This window comes from Pseudomonas mangiferae, from assembly GCF_007109405.1.
Taxonomy (GTDB): Bacteria; Pseudomonadota; Gammaproteobacteria; order Pseudomonadales; family Pseudomonadaceae; genus Pseudomonas_T; species Pseudomonas_T mangiferae.
The window spans coordinates 391,891-416,684 of the sequence record NZ_VJOY01000001.1 but is presented as its reverse complement, the minus strand read 5'-3'; the positions used below and the strand labels follow the sequence as shown (position 1 = coordinate 416,684).

Annotated in this window: 2 protein-coding genes (1 of these 2 running past the window's edge); both read left to right on the top strand. The window is 68.7% G+C overall.

Features of this window, described 5'->3' with window-relative positions:
• Positions 1 to 603: 603 nt before the first annotated feature.
• Complete coding sequence (locus FM069_RS01555) at positions 604 to 20,715, top strand: amino acid adenylation domain-containing protein (RefSeq protein ID WP_233281958.1); 20,112 nt, start codon at positions 604 to 606, stop codon at positions 20,713 to 20,715.
• A 67-nt stretch (positions 20,716 to 20,782) separates the two neighbouring features.
• A protein-coding gene (locus FM069_RS01550; protein WP_143486427.1) for an SDR family NAD(P)-dependent oxidoreductase crosses the window boundary here: on the top strand, positions 20,783 to 24,794 show its 5' portion. It continues 11,249 nt past the right edge of the window; 4,012 of the gene's 15,261 nt are visible here — the first part of the coding sequence; it begins with the start codon at positions 20,783 to 20,785; its stop codon lies beyond the right edge, outside the window.

Genomic DNA, 24,794 nt, shown 5'->3' with positions numbered 1-24,794 from the left:
GTTTGCGCAAAGAAAACACTGGCTATGTTTCGAAACGCCCGTTCTAGAAGCCGCGACGGGAAACACCTTCCCATTTTTGAAAAACGAAAAACAACACCGTTTTTTGCCATGCATTCGTTGGCGCGGTTTGAAAAGGGTAAGCGTAATAGGGATTTTTTTATTGGCCAGTCTTTGCATGTAATTTGGAATCACATGCAAAAGTGCGCTTATAACTGCACGCTTGAGTTTACAAAATTCGGTTACTGAACCGCATTCATGATCTGTCACGTCAGCGTTACCGGCTCGCAACGAAAAGCGAAACGCATGATGCAATTCGAATGTGGCGCTACTGGCTATTTGGCATTGATCATTCTGAGCTCACGTTTATATCAACCCTGTCGAAAACCGTTAATCAGGTAGTTTTTTCTGGAATGAAAAAAGTTTTTTTCAAGGGAACTCGTTCATTTCAGCATCTGGATTTGCTCCATGAGAAAAAACTTGATAATTAAGCCTGCCGCGAAGAGGCGTTGAGAACCCCACGGTGAACGACCGTGCTGGTTTTTCGGGAATGACACGGAAGCGTAGGTCCGCAGGACCGACAATCACAGGGCAGGGATGGTTAAAGTGTCTGACAAAGATTCAGCGTATCAAGACAAGCCGTTCCGACTTGAAGAGAAAGGGACCGTAGCCTCGGCCTCCGAGCGCGAGCTCATCGCGAGCTGGAACGCTACCGATCACCCGTATCCGCTGGACATCACCCTGGCCCGGCTCATCGAGACCCAGGTGCAACGGAGCCCGGATGCGATCGCGATCCGGTTCGAGAACCGCGCCCTGTCATTCGACGCGCTGAACCGAAAGGCCAATCGGCTGGCGCACTACCTGCGCGAACTTGGGATCGGCCCGGATTGCCTGGTGGGCGTCCAGATGGAGCGCTCCCCGGAGCTCGTGGTAGCGCTCCTGGGGATTTTGAAGGCGGGCGGCACCTACCTGCCCCTCGATCCCGCTTATCCCGCTGAACGCCTGGCACTGATCCTCGATGACGCCTCCGTGACCGTGGTGCTGACCCAGGAGCGGTTTCGCCAGCGGCTGTCGGACTTCGATGGCGAGGTACTCTGCCTCGATTCTTCCGACGGCCAGGACCTGTCGGCGCACGAGAACGATCCCGTACCGCTCGCCGGCCCCGACCACCTGGCCTATGTCATCTACACCTCGGGGTCCACCGGACGTCCCAAGGGGTGCATGGTGCCCCACCGGGCCATTTGCAACCGCTTGCTGTGGATGCAGCGTCACTACGCCATCGGCGGTGAAGACCGCATCCTGCAGAAAACGCCGTTCACCTTCGATGTGTCGGTGTGGGAACTGTTTCTGCCCCTGCTGAGCGGGGCCTGCCTGGTCATGGCCCGCCCGGAGGGCCACAAGGACACCCAGTACCTGGTTCAGACGATCCAGGCCGAGCGGGTCACCGTCTGCCACTTCGTCCCCTCGATGCTGCGCTTTTTCCTCAAGCACCCCGAGGTTTCCGCATGCGGCACGCTGCGCAAGGTCTTCGTCAGCGGCGAGGCCCTGACCCATGACCTGTTGTTGCATTTTCGCCAGCGCCTGACGGCCGAGCTGCACAACCTGTACGGCCCCACCGAGGCTGCGGTGGACGTCACCTGCTGGCGGGCCGAGCCCCGCCCGGATGGTGTCGTGCCCATCGGCCGGCCCATCGACAACCTGCAGATCCACATCCTCGATGAGCAGGCCCGGCCCGTACCCCTGGGGCAGACCGGCGAGCTCTGCATCGGCGGCGTCGGCCTCGCGCGCGGCTACCTCAACCGGCCCGAGCTGACCGCCGAGAAATTCATCCGTGATCCGTTCTCCCCAGAGGCGGGCGCGCGGCTTTACCGAACCGGCGACGAGGCACGCTTTCTCGCTGACGGCGAGATCGAGGTACTGGGACGTTTCGACTCCCAGGTGAAATTGCGCGGATTTCGCATCGAGCTGGGCGAGATCGAAAGCACCCTCAAGGCCCACCCAGCTATCGAAGATGCGGTCGTACTGGTCAAGGACGCCGGTACCGAGGACCCCAAGCTGGTGGCCTTCGTGGTGGCCGAAGGGCTGGACCGAAAAACCGTGCGAGCCTTCGTCCAGGAGCGCCTGCCGGAGTACATGACGCCGAACCTGGTCACGTTCATCGACCAGGTACCGGTCACGGCCCATGGCAAGGCGGACCGCAAGGCACTGCTGGCCGGGGAGCCCATTCAGCCGCCGCCCGCGTCGCCATCGGCACTGGACGCTCCGTCCCTGACCGCGTGGCTGCAGGCTTATTTCAGCGAAGCGCTGGGCGGCGAGGCACTGGCTGCCGACGACGACCTGTTCGACCGGGGTGCCACCTCCTTCACCCTGGTACAGGCGGTCCACAGTATCCAGCAGCGCTACCAGGTCACCCTGCCCATCGACGTGTTCCTCCAGCAGCCCACCGTCGGTGCCATCGCCGCGCGCATCCTGGACGCAGGAAGCGCGCACCCTTCAGCCGAGGCGGGTGCGGCTCCTGCGCAGGTGTCTCCGGGCTGTCAGCCGGCGACAGCGTCGACCATCGCTCTGGATGAGGTGCGCTTCGAGCCCACCGCCTACCGTCGACCTGGCACGGGGTTGCCGGCGACCCTCGACCGACTGGGGTGTCTGCTCTCGTTGCTGCGGGAGGTGACGCTGGATGGACAAGGCAAGTACCTGTACTCCTCCGCCGGCGGTCTCAACGCCGTCCAGTGCTACCTGTACGTGGCGGAAGGCCGTGTTGAGGGCCTTCCCGGCGGTGCGTACTACTATCAGCCCCGGCTGAATCGCCTGCTGCCGGTGCACGTGCCCGTCGGGCCGGGCGCCGAAGTGCTTGCCTCGAAAGGCACCATGCCCCCGGGTGGAGCGGGCTTCCTCCTGGCCCTGGTGGCGGAAACCGCTGCCATCGTGCCCCTCTACAATCAGGCCGCGCCGTCCCTGCTGGTATTGGAGGCGGGCTACATCGAACAGTTGCTGCTGTCCCGCCAGGCCGATTTCCAGATCCGGATGGCCCCGGCGCAGGCGGTGGACACCGCCGCGCTCGTGGCGCTGTTCGCGTTGCAGACGAGCCATCAGGTGGTGCGTTGTCTGGTGGAAGGTGGCGACCCCGCGGGGACTGCGGCGCGATCGCCTCGTTTCGATGTCGCCCTCGCCGACTTCCTGGGAGGGCGTAACGAGGGGTTCGAATTGCCGAGCCGCGAGGAGCTGGTGCAGCTCCACGAAGCGCAGCGCCAGATACGTCGCGACCTGCCGGAGCAGGGCGATGGCGTGGTCGCGCTGCCTGCCGCACCCATTCCCGATGCTGCCCTGAAGCTGCGGGCCGCCAAGCGACAGTACCGAGACGGGCCGGTCCGGCTGGACCAGGTGAGCCGCCTGCTGAACCTGCTACGGGCCGGTCCGGAAGGCGAGCACCTGTATCTGGACGACACCAGGGCACGGTTGACCGCCTACCTGTATATCGTCGAGCAGGGGGTTCGTGACGAGCCGAACGGGCGCGATGTACCGGGTGCTCTCTATCGCTACGATGCCGTGCAGCATTGCCTGCTCGAGGTGGGCCCGGCCGACCCGACGGCGATCGGCCACAGCTATACGCCCTTCAACCGCAAGCACGCCAACCTGGCGCGGCTGCAGGTCTTCCTGGTGGCGGAGGCGGCGGCTGTTCGCGAAGCGGCCGGCCGCCATGCGTGCCTGCTGCAGGCGGGTCGGATCGGCCAGTTGCTCCTGGAGAAGCAGGCCGAGTTCGGCCTCGGCCTATGTCCCATCGGCTCGCTGTATTTCGACAGGATTCGCACGGCATTCGGGCTGGACGAGGGCGATGAGCTGATCCACAGCTTCGTCGGTGGCGCGGTGGCCCAGGCGCTACCCGCCGGATGGCCGCGGCTCGAGCCGGGTCGCTCCCGTGAGCCGGATGCGAGCCATGCACCCGGCGAGCAGGCGCTCGCCATCGTCGGCCTCAGCGGTCGCTACCCCGGGGCGGCCACGCCCGATGCGTTGTGGCAGAACCTCCATGCCGGTCGATCGGCCATCGAGACGGTGAGCGCCGAGGACCTGCTCCGTGGCCATGGCCTGGGCGACGACTCGCGTCAGTGGCGGGTGGGCGCATTGTCCGGCGCCCAGCTGTTCGACCCGTTGCTGTTCCGGATCACCCCGGCGGAAGCCAGGACCCTGGACCCCCAGGAGCGTCTTTTCCTCCAGGCGGTCTGGCACTGTCTGGAGAACGCCGGGTACACCGCCGCGAGCCTGCGGCACCAGGCCGGTCGGGTCGGGGTATTCGTCGGAGCCATGTGGGGCGATCACCAGCACCACCAGCCCGCCGCCGACGGCGGGCGGACCACTTCGTTCCATTCCGCCATCGCCAACCGGGTGTCGTTCTTCAACGATTTCAACGGCCCCAGTGTCGCCATCGACACCTCCTGCTCCTCGACGATGACCGCACTGCATTTCGCCTGCAGCAGCATTCGCCAGGGTGAATGCGGCGCAGCGATCGTCGGCGGGGTCAACCTGATCAGCCATCCGGCCCACCTGGAGCTGCTGTCGTCCCTGGCGTTGCTCTCCGAAGAGGGCGAGGCCCATCCGTTCGGCCTGCAGGCCAAGGGGTGGGTCGCCGGGGAGGGCGTGGGCGCGCTGCTGCTCAGGCCTCTTGAAGATGCTCGGCGCGATGGCGATACGGTCCTCGGCATCGTCCGGGCCACTTCGATCGGTCACGGTGGCCAAACGTTTCGCTATGGCGCACCCAGCGCCGACAGCCAGGCCGATTCCATGCGCAGGGTCCTGGCGCAGGCGGGGCTGTCCGCCGACGACATCGGTCATGTCGAGGCCGCCGCACCGGGCGCGAGCCTGGCGGATGCAGCGGAATTCAGCGCCCTTGCCCAGGTGTTCGGCGAGGGGCGCCAAGGGCCGCCGCTGTCGGTGGGCTCGATCAAGGCCAACATCGGCCATCTCGAGTCGGCGTCGGCGCTGTCGCAGATCACCAAGGTGCTGTTCCAGCTGAAGCACGGGCAGCTCGCTCCCACCCTCGGGTGCCAGCCCCTCAGCCCGATGATCGACGCGGCGGGCGCGCTGGCCATCGTCGACCGGCCCTCCCCGTGGCAGGGCGCGCCGCGCGCCTTGATCAATGCATTCGGCGCCAGCGGCTCCGGCGGCCATGCGATCCTCGAGGCGCCGCCAGAAGCGGATGCCACGGTGGAGCAGGCGGGTCCGTGGCTGTTCCCGTTCTCGGCGGCCAGTGACGAGCAACTGCGTCGGTTGGTGGCGGATTTCGCCGAGGCGCTGCGCACGGGAGGCTTCGAAGACGCCACCCTGGCTGACATGGCGTATACCCTCTGCGTTGGTCGGGTGGTCATGGGGCATCGCCTGGCGGTGGTGGCAGCGGGGCGTGACGAACTGCTGGCGCACCTGAGCGCGCGGGACGACGCGTCGCTCGACGTGGTTCGCGGCCGCCTCGGGCCAGACGCACCGGCGGAATCCGGCGAAGAGCGCCTGCATGGCCTGGACCGTCCCGCCCTGCGGGTGATCGCGAATCGCTGGGTTAGTGGGCAAGCCGACCTGTCCACCGTCGCCCGGCAGGGGCAGCGGCGGGTCGCGCTGACCCCTTATCCCTTCGCCCAGGTGGATTGCCACCCCGCGAACCAGGCTGCCCCCGAACAGCCGCTCCCGCTGCCCACCTTCCGGGACGAGGAACTGCAGCAGGCGCTGGAGGGCTATTTGCGTCGGCAATTCGCCCAGGTTTCAGCCATTCCCGAGACCAGCCTGGACAGCGAGGAAACCTTCGACCGCTATGGCCTGACCTCGCTGATGATCACCGCCCTCAACCAGCGTCTGGCGGCGGACTTCGGTGCGCTCCCCAGCACGCTGTTCTTCGAGTACCAGAGCCTGGCGGCCCTGGCGGGCTATCTTGCCGGGACCCATGGATCGCGCGGCCGGGTGCTGCTCGATCTGCCGGCACGGGCTCCCGCAGCACCGGCCCCTGCCACGGATAGACGCGCGCAGGCCCCGGTCCCGAGTGGGCGGCAGGCCCATGACGAGCCGATCGCCATCATCGGCCTGTCCGGCCGCTTTCCCGGCGCGCCGGACCTGGAGACGTTCTGGGCCAACCTGAGCCAGGGGGTCGACAGTATTCGGGAGATCCCACTCGAACGCTGGCCCCACCGTCCGTACTACAGCCGCGAGCGGGGCGAAAAGGGCAAGATCACCAGCAAGTGGGGCGGTTTCATCGACCACGCCGACTGCTTCGATCCGCTGTTCTTCAACATTTCCCCCCGTGACGCCGAGCGGATGGACCCCCAGGAGCGAATCTTCCTGGAAACCGCCTGGCAGACCCTGGAAGACGCCGGGTACGACCGCTCGGGCCTGCAGCGCCATTACCAGGGCGAGATGGGCGTGTTCGTCGGTGTGATGCACGGCGAGTACCTGCTCTACACCCGCTCCACGGCCGCCGACTGTACCGACGATGCGGTGGACGCGTCCTTCGGCTCCATCGCCAATCGGGTGTCCTATGTCCTGGACTGCAAAGGCCCGAGCATGGCCGTGGACACCATCTGTTCCTCGTCCCTGACCGCGTTGCACCTCGCCGTGGAGAGCCTTCGTCGTGGCGAGTGCCAATTGGCGCTGGCAGGCGGGGTCAACCTGTCGTTGCACCCCAACAAGTACTTCATCCAATCGCAGCTGACCATGTCTTCGTCCGATGGGCGTTGCCGCAGCTTCGGTGAAGGCGGCGACGGTTTCGTTCCCGGCGAGGGCGTGGGCGCGGTGCTGCTCAAGCCCCTGTCCCGGGCCGAGGCGGATGGCGACCAGATCCATGGGGTGATCCGTGCCACCTCGGTGAATCACAACGGCAAGACCCATGGCTACACCGTGCCGAGCCCCAATGCCCAGGGGGCGATGATCGCCGCCTCCCTGGACAAGGCGAACATGGACCCGCGGGAGTTGAGCTACGTGGAAGCCCATGGCACCGGTACCGCCCTGGGCGACCCCATCGAGATCGCCGGCCTGCAGTCGGGCTTCGCCCGCCGCAGCGCGACGCTCGGTCACCCGGGCGCCGGCCCGCAGACGTGCGCCGTGGGATCGGTGAAGTCGAATATCGGACACCTGGAATCCGCGGCCGGCATCGCCGGGATCGCCAAGGTGCTGCTGCAGCTTCGGCATGGCCAGTGGGCACCGTCGCTGCATTCGCACCGGCTCAACCCGGGCATCGCCTTCGCCGAGACGCCGTTCCACGTGCCCCAGCGACTCCAGGCCTGGCCAAGACCCATGCTGGACCTGGAGGGTACGCTGCGGGAGTACCCGCGGGTGGCCTCGGTATCGTCGTTCGGGTCAGGCGGGTCCAACGGTCATGTCATCATCGCCGAATACCGCGGCCCGGAGCGCGTTCCGGAGCGGCTCGGCCAGACCCTGATCATCCCGCTCTCGGCACGCACCCGACCCCAACTGCGCCAGCGGGTCGAGCAAGTCCAGCGGTTTCTCCTGCGCACGGCGGAAGAGGGCTCACCGCCGCGCCTGGATGACCTGGCATTCACCCTGCAACGGGGTCGGGAGGCCATGGACCATCGCCTGGCGTTCACCATCAGCTCGTGGGAGGAACTGCTGGCGAAGCTCGCCCTGGCCCTGGAAGCCCTGGCGACGGATGATCCGCAGCCCGGCGCCCATGAGGGGCTGTTCGTTGGCCGGACGAAGGACAACCGAACGGCCCTCACCGGGCTGTTCAACGACGAGGACATGGCGGCGACGCTCGCCGCGTGGGCCGAGAAGGGCAAGTACGCCAAACTCATGGACGTATGGGTCCGGGGGCTGACCCTCGATTGGGCGGCGCTGGGCGTCCCCGGCGAGAGCGCCCGACGGATCAGCCTGCCCGGCTATCCCTTCGCCCGCGAGCGGGTGTGGGTCTCCGGTGCGTCCCGGTCCGTGGGCGCGCGCGACGAGGCGGCCTGGCTGCACCCCTTGGTCCAGCGCAACGTGTCTGACCTTTCCCGGCAGAAATTCACCTCGGTATTCACCGGCGACGAATTCTTCCTGCGGGACCATCGGGTCGGCACCCGCAAGCTGCTGCCGGGGGTCGCGTACCTTGAGATGGCTCGCGAGGCCTTGGTGCTCGCCCTCGGCGAGCAGGCCCGAGACGGTGTTCCGAGCCTGCGCAACGTGGTGTGGGCGCAGCCGGTGGGGCTCGAGGAACAGGGCGACGAAGCCGTCGCCGTGGATGTACAGGTCGACCGCCTTGACGGTCAGCGGCTGGCCTTCGAGATCGTCGAGCGGGCGCACCAGGTCCTCTGCTGCCAGGGCGAAGCGGTGCTGCTGGGCCAGGCGGATGCCGCGACGACACCGTTGTCCGCGCTGCAGGCGACCATCGGCACCCGCACCCTCGAGGCCGAGGTGTTGTACGAGCTGTTCGAAGGCATGGGCATCCACTACGGCCCTTGGCATCGAACGGTACGGGAACTGAGGGTCAGCGAAGGCCAGGTGTTGGCGCACATCGAGTTGCCTGACGAGCGCCACGCCGAGCCGCACCGGTTCGTCCTTCATCCGAGCCTGATGGATGGCGCGCTGCAAGCCACCGTGGGGGTGCTGGCGGCGGCGTCCCTTGCGCAGGACGAGACCCCCCGTGTGCGGGAGACCTGGGTGCCCTTCGCCCTGGAAAGCCTGCACTTGGGCGGCGGAACCCTGGGGGCGCTGGCGTGGGCCTGGGTGCGCCGCGGCGCGGGCGACGAGGATGCGGCGCAGCCCCGCTTCGATCTCGATCTGTTCGATGCACAGGGGCAGGTGTGCGTTGCCCTGCGGGGATTCGCCCTGCGCGCGATGAAACGACCGGCCTCGTTCCGGGCGCTGCTGGATGATCGTCCCGACCGCCACGGCTTCCTTGTGGAGCGCTGGAACCGGGTGGTGCTACCGCGGCCGGCGCCTTCGCCAGCCCCATCGCTGTTGCTGATCTCCAGCGACGCCCATGGCGAGGCCGCCCTGAAGGCCCGTTACCCGGGTGCCGCCACGTTGCGCCTGGAAGGGCACGAGTCCATCGAGTGCCTCATCGACCGCCTGCGGGCCACGGGTCCCTTCGATCACCTGGTGTGGCTGGCTCCCGCCGCCTCCGCGGCGGACGCACTGGACGGCATGATCCAGGCGCAGCAGGCCGGCACCCTGGGTCTGTTCCGTTTGCTCAAGGCCCTGCAGGCAGACGGGTGGGACCGCCGACCGCTGGCCTGGACGGTCGTCACCCGCGCCACGGTGGCGGTCTTCGGCGAGGTGGAGCGTCTTCATCAGGCCCAGTCGGAACCGATGGCGCCGAGCCACGCCAGTCTCCAGGGTCTGGTGGGGGCAATGGCCAAGGAATATCCCCATTGGCCGGTCCGCCTGCTGGACCTGCCGGCCGGGGAGGAATGGCCGGCGCATGACCTGGTATCGCTGCCTGCGGACCCCCAGGGTAATGCCCTGGCATACCGCGAGGGCGTCTGGTATCGCCCCTGCCTGACGCCCTGGCAGCCGCTGCCGGCGCCCGGCATTCTCGAAGGGCAAGGCACCACGTCCTATCGCCAGGGCGGCATCTACTTGGTGGTCGGTGGTGCCGGCGGCATCGGCAGGGTTTTCAGCGAGCACCTGATCCGCGCCTGCGGCGCCCAGGTGATCTGGCTGGGTCGCCGTGAGCGCGATGCCGGGATCGACGCAGCGATCGAGCAGCTTGGCCGGCTCGGACCATCGCCACGCTACCTGCGTGCCGACGCCACCGTGCACGCGGACTTGCGCCAGGCGGTGGAACAGGTACTGGCGGAGTACGGCGCCATCCATGGCGTGGTGCACGCCGCGCTGCAGCTGCAGGACCAGAGCCTGGCACGCATGGACGAAGCGCGTTTCGCGGCCGGACTGGCGGCCAAGGTGGACACCTGCGTACGCCTGGGCGAGCTGTTCCAGCATCGGCCCCTGGATTTCATGCTGTTCTTCTCCTCGCTGCAGTGCTTCACCAAGTCGGCCGGGCAGAGCAACTATGCCGCCGGCTGCACGTTCAAGAATGCATTCGGCCGCTACCTCGCCCAGCGACTCGCGTATCCGGTCAAGGTGATCAACTGGGGATACTGGGGGGACGTAGGATCGGTCGCCGGGGATGACTATCGGCGACGCATGGCGGCGGTGGGCCTGGGCTCGATCCAGAGCGAACCGGCCATGGCGGCCCTGGAGACACTGCTGGCCCGCCCACTGGCGCAGGTGACGTTCCTGCGCGGCGCGGGTCGCCTGCGCGAGACCTTCGAGAAACTGGCCCTGCCGACGCATCCGGATGGACCGTTCGGCGAGTATGGCGAGAGCCTGGCGGAGGCCGCTCCCTCGGTGCTCCCCCAGCTGAAAAGCCGGCCGGCGACGGACAGCCATGCTGTTCGCGAGGCCGTACGGCGGATGGAGTCTCACAGAACGGCCTTCGAGGACCTGCAGGGCCGTCTGCTCCATGCCCAACTCCAGGGCCTGGGCGGTTTCGGCGAGAGGTACGAAACCCTGGCGGAACTGATGCAGCGCCTGGGCGTGGCGCCGCGCTACGAGCGTTGGTTGGACGCCAGCCTCGACGAACTGGTCCAGCGAGGGCACTTGCAGCGGCAGCGCGACGATTCCGGCGCCTGCCGGCTGGTGAACGTTCGCACGCCGGCGGTGGAGCCGCTCTGGCGCGAGTGGGACGCCCACAGGCCGGCCTGGCTGGAGCAGCCGGGGCTGAAGGCCGAGGCGCTGCTCGCCGAGGCGACCCTGCGGGTCTTGCCGGACATCCTCCTGGGCCGGTTGGCGGCTACCGATATCCTGTTCCCCGAGTCGTCCATGGCCCGGGTGGAAGGCATCTACCAGCGCAATCCGGTATCCGATTTCTTCAACGACGCGCTGCTCGATGTGCTGCAGGCTTTCGTCGAGGAACGCCTGACGCGTGAGCCGGATGCCTCGATCCGCATCCTGGAAATCGGTGCGGGTACCGGCGGTACCAGCGCCCGGGCGTTCGATCGCCTGCGGCCCTACCAGGCGCGGATCGCCGAGTATTGCTACACCGACCTGTCCCAGGCGTTCCTGAGCCATGCCCGGCAGGCCTATGGCGCCGACAACCCCTACCTGCGCTACCAGCTGTTCGACGTGAACCGCCCGTTGGCGGAGCAGGGTATCGCCAGCGGTGCCTACGACCTGGTGATCGCTACCAACGTCCTGCACGCGACCGCCGACCTGCGCCTCACCCTGCGCAACGCCAAGGCGGCGCTGATGCGCAACGGCCTGGTGCTGATCAACGAAATCGGCCGCAACGGCCTGTTCACTCACCTGACCTTCGGTCTGCTCACGGGGTGGTGGCTGTTCGAGGATCGCGAACTGCGCCTGCCCGGCGGGCCGGCTCTGGCTCCGAAGCACTGGAAGCGGGCGCTGGAGCGCGAAGGCTTCCGGCAGGTCTGGTTCCCGGCCCTGTCCGAGCACGACCTGGGTCAGCAGATCGTGGTGGCCGAGAGCGACGGGATGATCTGGCAGCGAGCCCCGGCCGAGGAGGCGCCGGTGCGGTTGGCTCCTCGTGTCCTGGCCGCGGCGCCGGCCCGGACCCTGCCACCCGCCGTTGCCATCGCGGCGGCGCCCGCTCAGCCGACCGTCGCTCCTCCACAGGCGATGAAGGCGCGGACCGTGGACTACCTGCGCGAGGTGATCGGCGGCCTCTTCAAGATCCGTCCCGACGAGATCGACGCCCACGAGCCCCTGGAAACCTACGGCATCGATTCGATCCTGGTGGTGCAACTGACCAACCTGCTGCGCGGCAAGCTGGCGGACATCAGCAGCACCCTGTTCTTCGAACACCAGACCGTGGAGGCCCTGGCCACGCACCTGGCCGCGACCCAGCCGGAGCGGCTGCAGGCCCTGCTGGGCCTGGGTTCCCCAGCGGAGACGGCCGCGCCGATCACCGCGCTGGCCGCCGAAGCGCCCGTGGACCTGGGCACCCATCGTTTCACGAGCATGGCGCCGGCGCACACGCCGGACAGCCCATCGGTCCGGGACACCGACGTCGCGATCATCGGCCTCGCGGGGCGGTATGCCCAGGCGGATACGGTTCGCGAACTCTGGCAGCGCCTGGAGCGCGGCGAAAGCTGCATCGGCGAGGTCCCGGCGGAGCGCTGGGACTGGCGTGCCTATTTCGACCAGACACCAGGACGCGCGGGCCGTATCTACACCCGCTGGGGTGGGTTCCTGCGGGACATCGATGCCTTCGATCCGCTGTTCTTCCACATTGCCCCGCGCGAGGCGGAGAAAATGGACCCCCAGGAGCGGGTGTTCCTGGAGCAGGCCTACCACTGCATCGGCGACGCCGGCTACACCCCGGCGCGTCTTGCCGAGGGCAGCCGGGTAGGGGTCTTCGTCGGCGTCATGAACGGCACCTACGCGCGCCAGTCCAGCTACTGGTCGGTAGCCAACCGGGTGTCCTACCAATTCAATTTCCAGGGGCCGAGTCTGGCGGTGGATACCGCCTGCTCGTCATCCCTCACGGCCATTCACCTGGCCCTGGAGAGCCTGCACAGCGGGGTCAGCGAATGCGCCCTGGTGGGTGGGGTGAACCTGGTGGTGGACCCGGTCCATTACATGGGCCTGAGCGAAATGAAAATGCTGTCGCCGGGACCGGCCTGTAAGGCGTTCGGCCGCGAAGCCGATGGTTTCGTCGACGGCGAGGGCGTCGGTGCGTTGCTGCTCAAACCCCTGGCCCGCGCCGAGGCTGACGGGGATCGGATCTACGGGGTTATCCGCGGCAGCATGATCAACGCCGGGGGCAAGACCAACGGCTACACCGTGCCCAACCCGGTGGCCCAAGGCCGGCTCGTCGCCGACTCCCTGGCCCGCGCCGGCGTCGACCCGCGAGCGGTCGGCTACGTGGAGGCCCATGGTACCGGGACCGCCCTCGGCGACCCGCTGGAAATCGCCGGGCTGGCCCGGGCGTTCGACGCCGGCAGCGAACCGCCGCCCAGGCAGTCCTGCGCCATCGGTTCGATCAAGTCCAATATCGGTCATTGCGAAAGCGCCGCCGGCATCGCCGGTGTCACCAAGGTGCTGCTGCAGCTGAAGCACCGGCGCCTGGTGCCATCGCTGCATGCCGGGGAACCCAATCCGGAAATCGATTTCGCCCGGACCCCCTTCGTCGTGCAGCAGGTCCTCGCCGACTGGCCGGCGCCCAGCGGAAACGGGGAGGGCGGGCGGATCGCCACCGTATCGTCCTTCGGCGCGGGCGGCGCCAACGCCCACGTGGTGATCGAGGAGTACCGGGACCGCCGCGACCGGCCGGCCATCGTGGTCGACGCCCAGCGGCCGGTGATCGTCCCGCTGTCGGCCAAGTCCGACCAGCAGGTGCGCCAGCAGGTGCGCCGTCTTCTGGATGCCGTGGACGCCGATGGCCTGGGTGACGCCGACCTGCCGGCCCTGGCCTGTACCCTGCAACTGGGGCGGGAGGCCATGAGCCACCGGCTGGGGGTGCTGGCGGCTTCGATGGACGAGCTGAAGGCTCGCCTGCGGGCCACCCTCGACCAGCCGGTACGGGAGATCCGCCAGCCACGGGCTGCCCTGGACGAGCAGGTAGTCGCCGACTGGATATCGCGTGGGGAATACCCCCGGCTGCTGGACGCCTGGCTGGACGGCGCGGTACTCCCTTGGCAGTTGCTGTACCCGCAGGGCGCGCCGGTCCCCCTGGACCTGCCGGCCTATCCTTTCGCCCGCGAGCGCTACTGGCACCCTGATCGACCGACGACGCCGAGCGCGACGGTCGAGGCCCGGCTGCATCCGCTGCTGCACCGTAACGTGTCCGATCTGCGGGGCCTGCGTTACCTCAGCCGGTTCAGTGGCCGCGAGCCGTTCTTCACCGATCATCGGGTCGAAGGCCGTGGTGTCCTGCCGGGGGCGGCGGTCATCGGCCTGATCCAGGCGGCCCTGGTCCAGGCCGGGGGCGAGCATGCGCCGGGCGCGTTCGGTCCCGACGCGAAGGCCCTGGTGATCCACGAGCTGACCTGGCGGCTGCCGTTCAGCGTCGACGACGACAACCAGGGCGAGCTGTTCCTGGAACTGGCGCCCTCGACCGATGACGACTTCCGGGTGGGGCTGTACTCATATGGCACCGGTGGGCACCTATGCCTGCATGCCGAGGCGCGCGCCGGCTTCACCGATGTGCCACCGCTTGCCTCGCCGCCTTTCGAGATCCAGGGTGCCGAGTCCGTTGACGTGGAGGCCTGTTACGCGCGGTTCGCCGCCATGGGTATCGCCTATGGCGACGGTCACCGGGGTGTCCGCGCCCTGTGGCGGCGCGATACCGCTGTGCTGGCCCGGATCGACCTGAGCGATGCGCAGGCGGGGGAGCAGTCGGTGCTTCCGCCAGGCCCGATCGACGCCGCCATGCAGGCGGCCATGGCCTTGCTGATGGATGACCTGGGCGAGCAGCCGGCGCTGTGGCTGCCCGAGCGCCTTGCCAATAGCGTGTGGTACGGCCCTTGCCCATCTGCCTTACGAGTCCGGATCGAGCGTCGCGCCCAGGACAGGGATCGGGCACGCTTCGACCTGATCCTGTTCGACGAGGCGGGGCGCTGCTGTGCCCGTCTGGACGGACTGGCGTTCAAGGCCTCGGTCCGGCCCGGGGCCGCTGCAAACGGCCTGCTGTGCCACAAGCGATGGCAAGCGGCCGCTGCACCGCTGGCCCTGGCCAGCCCGGTGCCACGCCTGGTGCTGCTGCTTGGTGGCCACCCGGCTTTCGCCGGTGTTGCACAGCGCCTGCATGATCGAGGCGAAGCCAGCCATTCCCTGGTTGACGAGGGCTTCCCGGCGGCGGCCCTGGCCCTCGCCGAACGGCTAGCCCCGTGGGTGCGTGCCGGCCAGCCCTGCCTGATCCAGTTGGTCATTCCCCTGGACGATCCACAGGGTTACGCCGGGCTGGCCGGCCTGCTGCGCAGCGTCAGCCGCGAGCGGCCCGCCCTGGTCGCCCAGCTCGTGGAGATCGCCACGGATCTGGGCGAGGCCCCTCTGGACGCTTGCCTGGCGGCGGAAGCCGCCGTCCCGCGCGAGCGCTGCGTACGCGTCCTCGGCGAAGCCGAAGGCAATCTGCGGCAGGTCATGGTCTGGGAGCACCAGCCCCTGGCCGATGCCCCGACGCCCTGGCGGACCGACGGGGTCTACCTGATCACCGGCGGCCTTGGCGGCGTCGGCCTGCTGCTGGCGCGCGCCATCCTCGAGGGCGCTGCCGATGCCCGGGTGGTGCTCTGTGGCCGGCGCGAGGCGGCTGCCCCGGACGTGGCCGCGACCTGCGCAGCGTTGGGCGGGCGGGTCGACTACCACGCGGTGGACCTGGCCGATGCCGCTCAGGTGGACGCTCTGATCGCCTCGATCCAGGCCGACCATGGTGGCCTGCATGGCATCCTGCATTGCGCCGGAATCACCCGCGATGGCCTGTTGCTGGACAAGACCGCTGTCGATTTCGAGGCGGTGTTCGCCGCCAAGGTCGCGGGGGCAAGGCACCTGGACCGGGCCTGCGCAAGCCAGCCGCTGGACTTCTTCGTGCTCTGCTCGTCCATCGCCAGCGAACTGGGCAACGTCGGGCAGGCGGACTACGCCGCGGCCAACGGCTACCTGGATGCATTCGCCCACCAGCGCAATCGCCTGGTGGCGACGGGGTCGCGGCAGGGCCGCACCGTGGCGATCAACTGGCCACTGTGGCTGGAAGGCGGCATGCGCATGAGCGAGTCGGCTCGACGGGTGCTGGCGGAGCGCACCGGCCTCGAGGCGATGACCACCGCCGTCGGCCTGGGTGCGCTGTACCAGGCCCTGGAGCAGGACGACGATCAGCTGATGGTGCTGGTGGGGCAGACGGATCGACTCGTGGCGCTGCTTGCCGGCGAAACGGGCGACGCTGTTTCCGCGCCGTCCTTGGCGCCCGACGAGGCACTCCCGGTGCTGTTGCGCCGGCTGCTGGCGGGCGCGGTGAAAATCGCCGAGAGCCGGCTCGATGCCGACGTGCCGTTCGAGCAGTACGGCGTCGATTCGCTGATGATCATGGACATGACGGCGGCCTTGGAGAAGCGTTTCGGCACGTTGCCGAAAACGCTGTTCTACGAGTACCCGACCTTGCAAGCCCTGGCGGAGCACCTGGCCAGCCGCACCGAACGCCCGGTCGAAGAGGCGGGTGCCGATCCGGCGTTGCTCGCATGGCTGCGCGAGACCCTGGCGGAGGCGCTGGAGGTTCCGCCTGCGTCCCTGGACGATGACCAATGCTTCGAGCGGTACGGCCTGGATTCGCTGAAGGCGCTGGAGCTGACACGCCGCCTGGAAAGGCGGACGGGCGCTTTGCCGCCGACGCTGCTGTTCGAGCAGTCCAGCCTGCGCCGCTTGGCCGAGCACTTGGCACGCGAGGCTGTTGCCCGCCCGACGGTGGAGGCGGCCCCGGCCCCGGCGTCGAAGACGCCCGTCGTATCGGCAGCCCCGGTTCGGCAACAGCGCCTGTTCGAAACGAAGGCCCAGGTAGAGCAACCGGTCCATGAACGGGCCGACGTGGCCATCGTCGGCCTGGCGGGTCGCTACCCCGGTGCCGAGGACCTGGACGCGTTCTGGCAGAACCTGCGGGAAGGGCGCGATTGCATCGGCGACGTGCCGGCCGAGCGCTGGGACTGGCGTGACTACTACAGCGAGGATCGTACCCGGCACGGTGTCCACAACAGCAAACGGGGCGGTTTCCTCGACGGAATCGATGGGTTCGATCCGCTGTTCTTCAACATCTCGCCCCTGGAAGCCGAACTGATCGACCCCCAGGAGCGGCTGTTCCTGCAGACCGCCTGGGCCGCCCTGGAGGACGCCGGCTACTGCCGTCGGCCGGGACACGCGGCCGACGACGAGTCGCGCCAGGTGGGCGTCTACGTGGGCGTGATGTACGCCGAATATCAGTTGCTGGGCGCCGAGGCGAGCCTGCGCGGGCAGCGCATGGGGTTCGCCGGGAGCAACGCCAGCATCGCCAACCGGGTGTCGTTCTGCCTCAACCTGCAGGGCCCCAGTCTGTCGGTCGACTCGATGTGTTCGAGCTCCCTGACCGCCCTGCACCTGGCCTGCCAGGACCTGCGTTCGGGCCGCACCGTCATGGCCATCGCGGGCGGGGTGAACCTGACCCTGCATCCCAACAAGTACCTGATGCTCAGCAGCGGCCAGTTCATTTCCAACCAGGGCCATTGCGCCAGCTTCGGCGAGGGTGGCGATGGCTACATCCCGGGCGAAGGGGTTGGCGCGGTGATCCTCAAGCGACTCGCGGACGCCGAGCGCGACGGCGATCACATCTATGGCGTGATCAAGGGCAGTCACCTGAACCACGGGGGCAAGAGCACCGGCTACAGCGTGCCGAACCCCCGCGCGCAACAGGCGGCCATCGGCAATGCCTTGCGCGAGGCCGGCGTGGCGCCGGCCCGGGTCAGCTACATCGAAGCCCACGGCACCGGCACGCGTCTGGGCGATCCCATCGAAATCGCCGGGCTGGCCAGTGCCTTCGGCTCTGCCCGGACCGGCGAGCCATGCTGGATCGGCTCGGTGAAATCCAACATCGGCCACTGCGAGGCGGCGGCCGGCATCGCCGGCCTGACCAAGGTGCTGCTGCAGTTCAGGCATGGCGAGATCGCGCCGTCGCTGCACGCCGAAACCCTCAATCCCTACATCGATTTCGCGTCGACGCCGTTCGAGGTCAACCGTCGCCTGCGGCCTTGGCCTCAGCCTCTCCAGGATGGCCGGGCCGTGCCGCGCATAGCGGGCATCTCGTCCTTCGGTGCCGGCGGTTCCAACGGCCATCTGGTGGTGGAGGACTACCGGGTGACCCACCAGCCTGCGGACGATGCGGAGCCGCAACTGATCCTGCTGTCGGCCCGCGACCCCGATCGCCTGCCGCTCATGGCCCGTCGGCTGCTGGCCCGCCTGGCGAGACCCGAGGCTGGCGACAGCCTGGCTGCCGTTGCCTACACCCTGCAGGTCGGCCGCGAAGCGATGGAGCACCGTGCGGCGTGCATCGTCCAGGACGAGGACGAGCTGAAGGAGGCCTTGCGGGCACTCGCCGAGGGCGACGAAAGCGTTTGGGTCCGGGGTGAGGCCGGCATCGCCAGCGAGCGCGTGGAACGCTTCAAGGCGGATGCCGGCGACGCCTGGCACGCGCGTCTGGCCAACCTGCTGGCGGACGGCCGGCAACGGCAGATTCTGGAGCTCTGGAGTGAGGGCCTGGCCATCGATTGGACGGCCCTGCAGGCCTCGCGTGGTCGACCGGCGCAGCGAATCAGCCTGCCGACCTACCCCTTCGCCACCCAGCGCTACTGGGCACCCACCGGTTCGCGGCTTGTGCCCTCACTCCCCCGGCCGGTGCATCCGCTTCTGCAGCAGAACGTCTCCGGCTTCGACCGGCAGCGGTTCATCAGTGAGTTCACGGGTGAGGAGCCTTGGCTGCGCGACCATCAGGTCGGTGGTCGGCGGATGCTGCCGGGCGCAGCCTACCTGGAGATGATCCGGGCAGCCGCCTGCGCGGCGACCGGAGTTCACGGGGCCCCGTTGGTAATGGAACGCCTCAACTGGCTGGCCCCGCTGGCGGTCGAGGCCGGCTCCCATCGCCTCGCCGTGGAGTTGCAGCGCCAGGACGCAGGGATCGCCGTGCAGGTGCAGGGCGACGACCCATACGCCGTACTCCATTGCCAGGCCAGGGTGAGCCTCGGCCTGGAGAAGGAGCCGGAGCCCGTGGACCTGGCCCACTGGCGTGGGCGTCACTGGGCGATGTGCCTGGACGACGCGGCGCTGTACTCCCGGTTCGAGCGGTTGGGGCTCGTCTATGGCAAGACCCACCGGGGCATCCGCCGGCTGTGGGTCGCGGAGCGGCATGGCCAGCGCGAGGTGCTGGCGGAGCTGGTGCTGGACCACCTGCCGACCGGCGAACCGGATACCGCGCTGTGGCTGGAGCCGGGGATCGTCGACAGCGCGCTGCAGGCGGCCATCGGCGTCGTGTTGCCACTCGACGAAGGCGTGACCTCGCTGCCGCCGTTGCTCATGCCATTCGCCCTGGAGCGCCTGGAGCTGACCGCGCCGTGCAGCGGCCGGATGTGGGCCCTGGTACGCGGGCGCACCGCCGACCGGCTGGCCATCGACCTGTGCGACGAGGAAGGCCGGGTCTGCGCGCGGTTCTCCGGCCTCGCCTCCCGAGCGCTGGCCTCGCGCGCCACGGCAAAGGCGGAGCGCCCCAGCGACCGCTCGCCGGTCCCCGGCGAATCGCTGCAGCTGCTGGCGCCGCTCTGGTCGGTGGTGGACGGGGCAGGGGCCGGGCAACCCATTCGCCAGGGTGTCCGCCTGGTGTTCGGCGCTACCCCCGAGCGGCGCGAAGCGCTCGCCCGCCTCTGGCCGGACGCGCGTTTCGCACGGACTCCGGTGGCTTCGGAAGCCGATTGCCTGGCCGAACTCGACGCCTGCGAGGCGCTCGCCGAGGTGGTCTGGCTGGCCCCGACGGACGATGACGCGCCCCTCGAAGCCAACCCCAGCGTCGCCTCCCAGCGATTCGGGGCGCTGGGCGCGTTCCACCTGATCAAGGCGCTGCTGCACCTGCATCACGGGCGCCATCCGGTGCGCCTGCTGCTGGTCACGGGACAGGCCGTGGCGGTCCGGCCCGGTGACACCTGCCGGCCGACTCATGCCTCGGTCCACGGGCTGGCCGGCTCCCTGGCCAAGGAGTACCCGCACTGGCAGGTGTGCCTCGCGGATCTGGCCGATGAGCAGCTGGCCGCCTTGCACCAGGCGCCGTTCGATGCCGTGGCGTCCGGCGAACTGCTGGCCTGGCGCGGCGGGCAATGGTGGCGCCGGCAACTGGCCGAGGTCGCCGCTCAGGCCCCGGACGCTGCTGCGCCCACCTACCGCGACGGCGGCGTCTACCTGGTGATTGGCGGCGCGGGCGGCATCGGCGCTGCCTGGAGCCGGCATGTCGTGGCCCGGCACCGGGCGCGCATCGTCTGGGTCGGCAGGCGCCCGCTCGAGCAGGACCTGGAGGCACGCCTGGACGCCTTCACCGCCTTCAGCCTGAGCCAGGGCGCCCCGGCGCCGGTGTACCTCCAGGCGGATGCCACCGACGCGGCGCAACTGGGCGCCGTGCGGCAACAGGTCCTGGATCGCTTCGGTCGCATTTCCGGGCTGGTCCACTCGGCCATCGTGCTCGAGGACCAGGGGTTGGCCGCCATGCAGGCGTCGACCTTCAGCCGCGTCCTGGACGCCAAGGTGGCCACCTCCGTGGCCCTGGCCACCACCTTCCGGGACGATGCCGCGTCGCTGGACTTCGTGCTGTTCTTCTCCTCGATGATGGCCTTCAGCACGGCAGCCGGGCAGAGCAACTATGCCGCCGGCTGTACCTTCGCCGACGCCTTCGCCGACCGCCTCAGGGCCGACTGGCCTTGCCCGGTGAAAGTCATCAACTGGGGCTACTGGGGCAGCGTCGGGTCGGTGAGCGACGACCGCTACCGCCAGCGGATGCGCGCCCTGGGCCTGGGCTCCATCGAACCGGAGGAAGCCATGCAGGCACTGGATAGGTTGCTGCAGGGCCGCCTGGACCAATTGGCCTTGCTGAAGGTCGTGGTGCCTGACGAGGCCGGCGCGCCCGACAGCCTGGCCATTCTGCTGGGCGACGATCACCTCACGCTCTACCCGGACAGCCATGGCGGCCTTGCCGCGATGCGCGAGCGCCTGGACCGCCGTCTGGCGGCACTGGTGTGACGCCATGGCCTACCGCATCGAACCCCATGCCCCAGCCGGGCAGCTGCGCCACAAGGAAGTAGGAAACATGCTGACAGAGGCCAATCAACCCTCCGAATCCCTGGCGGCCGACCTCGACGGTCAGGCCCGCTGCCTGCTGGCGGTGCAGTTGCGCGCACTGGGGCTGGACCAGCCCGGTGATGCCGGCCGCCTGGCCGCGCCGGCCTACCTACAGGCCTGGCTGGCGGAAAGCCTGAAGTACGTGGCGACGGTGGGGCCGGTGGACGCCGAGGCCGCCTGGAGCCAGTGGCAGGCCTGCCTGCCGGTCTGGCGCGAGCGTGCCGACCTGGCTGCCCGGGCCCGCTTGCTGGATGCCTGCCTGAAAGGCCTGCCCGGTGTCCTGACCGGCGAGCAGCCGGCGACCCGCGTGCTGTTCCCCGGTGGTTCCATGGCCCTGGTGGAGGGGGTGTACAAGAACAACCGGGTATCGGACTACTTCAACCGGGTGCTGACCGAGGCGGCCCTGGCCTTCATCGAGAGCCGCCCCGACGAGGCCGAGCCGCTGCGTATCCTGGAGATCGGCGCTGGCACCGGCGGCGCCACCGCGGGCCTGCTGGCGGCCCTGGCGCCGTGGCGCGATCGAATCGGCGAATACGGCTACACCGACCTGTCCCAGGCCTTCCTGCAGCACGGAGCGGACACCTTCGGCCGCGACAACCCCTTCCTGCGGACACGGCTGTTCGATGTTTCCCGACCCTGCGCGGAGCAGGGCGTCGCCACCGATCACTACCACCTGGTACTGGCCAACAACGTCCTGCACGCGACCCCGGAGATCCGCCAGTCCCTGCGCAATGCCAAGGCCGCCCTGCGCAAGGGCGGGCTGCTGATGCTCAACGAGATCAGCGAGGCATCCCTGTTCACCCACCTCAGCTTCGGCCTGCTGGAGGACTGGTGGGGCTATCGTGACGGCGCCTTGCGCATTCCCGGCTGCCCCGGCCTGTCGCCCGCCGGGTGGCAGGCGGTCCTGGAACAGGAAGGCTTCGACCCGGTGCTGTTCCCGGCCCGGGACGCCCATGACCTGGGCCAGCAGGTCATCCTCGCCGAAAGCGATGGCATCGTGCGCCAGCCAGCAGCCCGCCGCCCGCCCATGACCGCCCCGGCCGAAACGCCCGCTGCCGACGCTGCAGAGGCGACGCCCGTCGTCGAATGCACCGATGGCTGGCGACAGCGGGTCACCGACTACCTGCGAACGCTGGTGGCCTCGACCCTGAAGATTCCGCTGGAAAAGCTCAGCGCGGCGCGTCCGCTGGAGGATTACGGGCTCGACTCGATCCTGGTGGTGCGGCTGACCAATGCCTTCAACGAGCGCTTCGAGGCTGTGGACAGCGCACTGTTCTTCGAACTGCCGACCCTGGCCGCGCTCACCGAGCATTTCCTCCAGCACCGGCAGGTCGAGCTCGAGGCGTTGCTGAGCCCGGCAGCTGGCGCGGAGCCTGTTGCACCGCTCCGTGACTCGGGCCCGTCCCAGGGGGAGCCGGCACCGGTGGCACAGGGGAACGACGCTCCCATTCTCCAAGCCGGCCGGAAGAAAGCCGATGGGTCAGTGCCAAGCGAGCGGCGCGGGGTCGCCATCATCGGCCTGGATGGCCGCTACCCGGGAGCCGCCTCCATGAGCGCCTTCTGGGAAAACCTCTCCACCGGTGCCTGTACCATCGGCGAGATTCCTCTCGAACGCTGGGATTGGCGGCGCTACTACGACCCGGAGAAAGGCAAGGCTGGCCACCTGTACACCCGCTGGGGCGGCTTCCTGCCGGACATCGATCGGTTCGATCCGGCGTTCTTCCGCATCTCTCGGCGCGAGGCGGAGCGGATGGACCCGCAGGAGCGCGTATTCCTGGAGGTCGCCTACCACTGCATCGAGGATGCCGGCTACGACCCATCGTGCCTGCATCGGCAGGGCGACGTCGGGGTGTTCGTCGGGGTGATGAATGGCAGCTACAACCCGGTCAGCACCTACTGGTCCATCGCCAACCGCGTGTCCTACCAACTGGACCTGCAGGGGCCCAGCTTCGGCGTGGACAGTGCCTGCTCCTCGTCCTTGACGGCGCTGCACCTGGCGGTGGAAAGCCTGCTCAATGGCGGCTGCCAGCTGGCGATCGCCGGGGGCGTCAACCTGATAACCAACCCGCAGCACTACCTAGGCCTGTGCGAAATGATGATGCTGTCGCCGAGCGGGCGGTGCAGCCCCTTCGGCGAGGGCGCCGACGGCTTCGTCGACGGCGAAGGGGTAGGGGCGGTGCTGCTCAAGCCCCTCGACCGGGCGATTGCCGATGGCGACCGGATCTACGGGGTGATCCGCGGCGGTGCGCTGAACGCCGGCGGCAAGACCAACGGCTACACGGTGCCCAGTGCCGGCGCCCAGCAGCGCGTCCTGGAAAAGGCTCTGGCGCGTGCCGGGATCGACGCGGACCGCGTCAGCTACGTCGAGACCCATGGCACCGGCACCGCCCTGGGCGACCCCATCGAGATCAGCGGCCTGAGCCGCGCGTTCGAAGCCCGCGATCCCCAGGCGTTGTGCGCCATCGGCTCGGTGAAGAGCAACATCGGCCATTGCGAGAGCGCCGCCGGCATCGCCGGCTTGAGCAAGGTCCTCCTGCAACTGCAGCATCGTCAACTGGCGCCCTCCCTGCATGCCGCCCAGGCCAACCCGGGCATCGATTTCTCCCGCACGCCGTTCCGGGTCCAGCAACGGCTGGCCCCCTGGGAGGCCCGCGGGCAGACCCGGGTTGCCACGATCTCGTCCTTCGGCGCCGGTGGCGCCAATGCGTCGCTGGTGGTCGAGGAGTACTCCGCGGCAGAGCCGCCGCGCCCTGCCGGCAACGGCCCCTGGCTGGTGCTGCTGTCGGCCAGGGACGAGGAGCGCCTGGGCGCGGCGGTCGAGCGCCTCGGTACCTTCCTGGACAGCGACGAGGCATCGCGAATCGAGCTGGACGACCTGGCCTTCACCCTGCAGGTCGGGCGCGAAGCCATGGCCTCGCGCCTGGCCATTCCGGTCACCTCGCTGGCGGACCTGCGCAGAAAGCTGAACGGCTGGCGTTCCGGTGAATCCCTCGCCGGAGCCTTCCAGGGCAAGGTCGATCCGTTCGCCGAGGCAACGTCCGCGGAGACTTCGCCAGAGCAGGTCGCCCAGTGGCTCGCACAGCGCCAGTGGGATCGGCTGGCATACGCCTGGGTCCGGGGCGCCGCGATCGATTGGTCGAGCCTGTACATGGCCGAGCGCGATCAACGCCAGCCGAGGCGGATCGGCCTGCCGGGCTACCCTTTCGCGCGCCATCGCTACTGGATGCCCGGCCTGGCGCAGCCGGCCGCTCCCGGCGAGCAGGCCGACGTGGCACCGACCGCCCGACCCTCGGACGATGCCGAACCGAGCGACTGCTGCTACCTGCCGCACTGGCAGGCCCAGGCAACTGTCGCCCCCGAAGCGCCCGCCCGACCTGGCGCGACGTTGCTGGTGACTCTGGCGCCCGGTGCTGACAGCGCCCGCCTGCAAGAGGCATTGGCCAGTCACCTGGGCGAGCGGAACGCCCTGGTACGGGTGGACTGCGCCCCGGGCGCCACCGCTGAGGTTGCTCCTGGCCACTGGCGATGCGGCCATGACGATGCCGAGGGCTTCGCGCGTATACTCGCGTCGGCCGGCGCGCTCGTACAGGTGGTGATCATCGGCCCGGCGCCCCGGGACACGTTCGACCTTTCCACCCTGGCGGACAGCCTGGCCGTGCACGAACTGCCCGTGCTGAGGCTGTTCAAGGCGCTGCATGCGCATGTAGCGCCCGACGCCGGCGTGGACTGCTTCCTGCTGACCCTGGGCCGCCAGCCATTCCCGGGCGAACCCCGGGTCGCCAACCCGCTGGGGGCCGGTCTGGTCGGCCTGGCATTCGCCCTGGCCCAGGGGGATTACCGCATGCGGCTGCGGACCCTCGATCTCGATCCGCACGACCTGGCTTCGCCCGACCTTCGGGCCGTAGCGGCGCAGATCCTGGCCGAGCCGGCATCGGAGCGGGGCGAACCGGTGAAACTCAGCCGAGGCGAGCGGTTCGTAC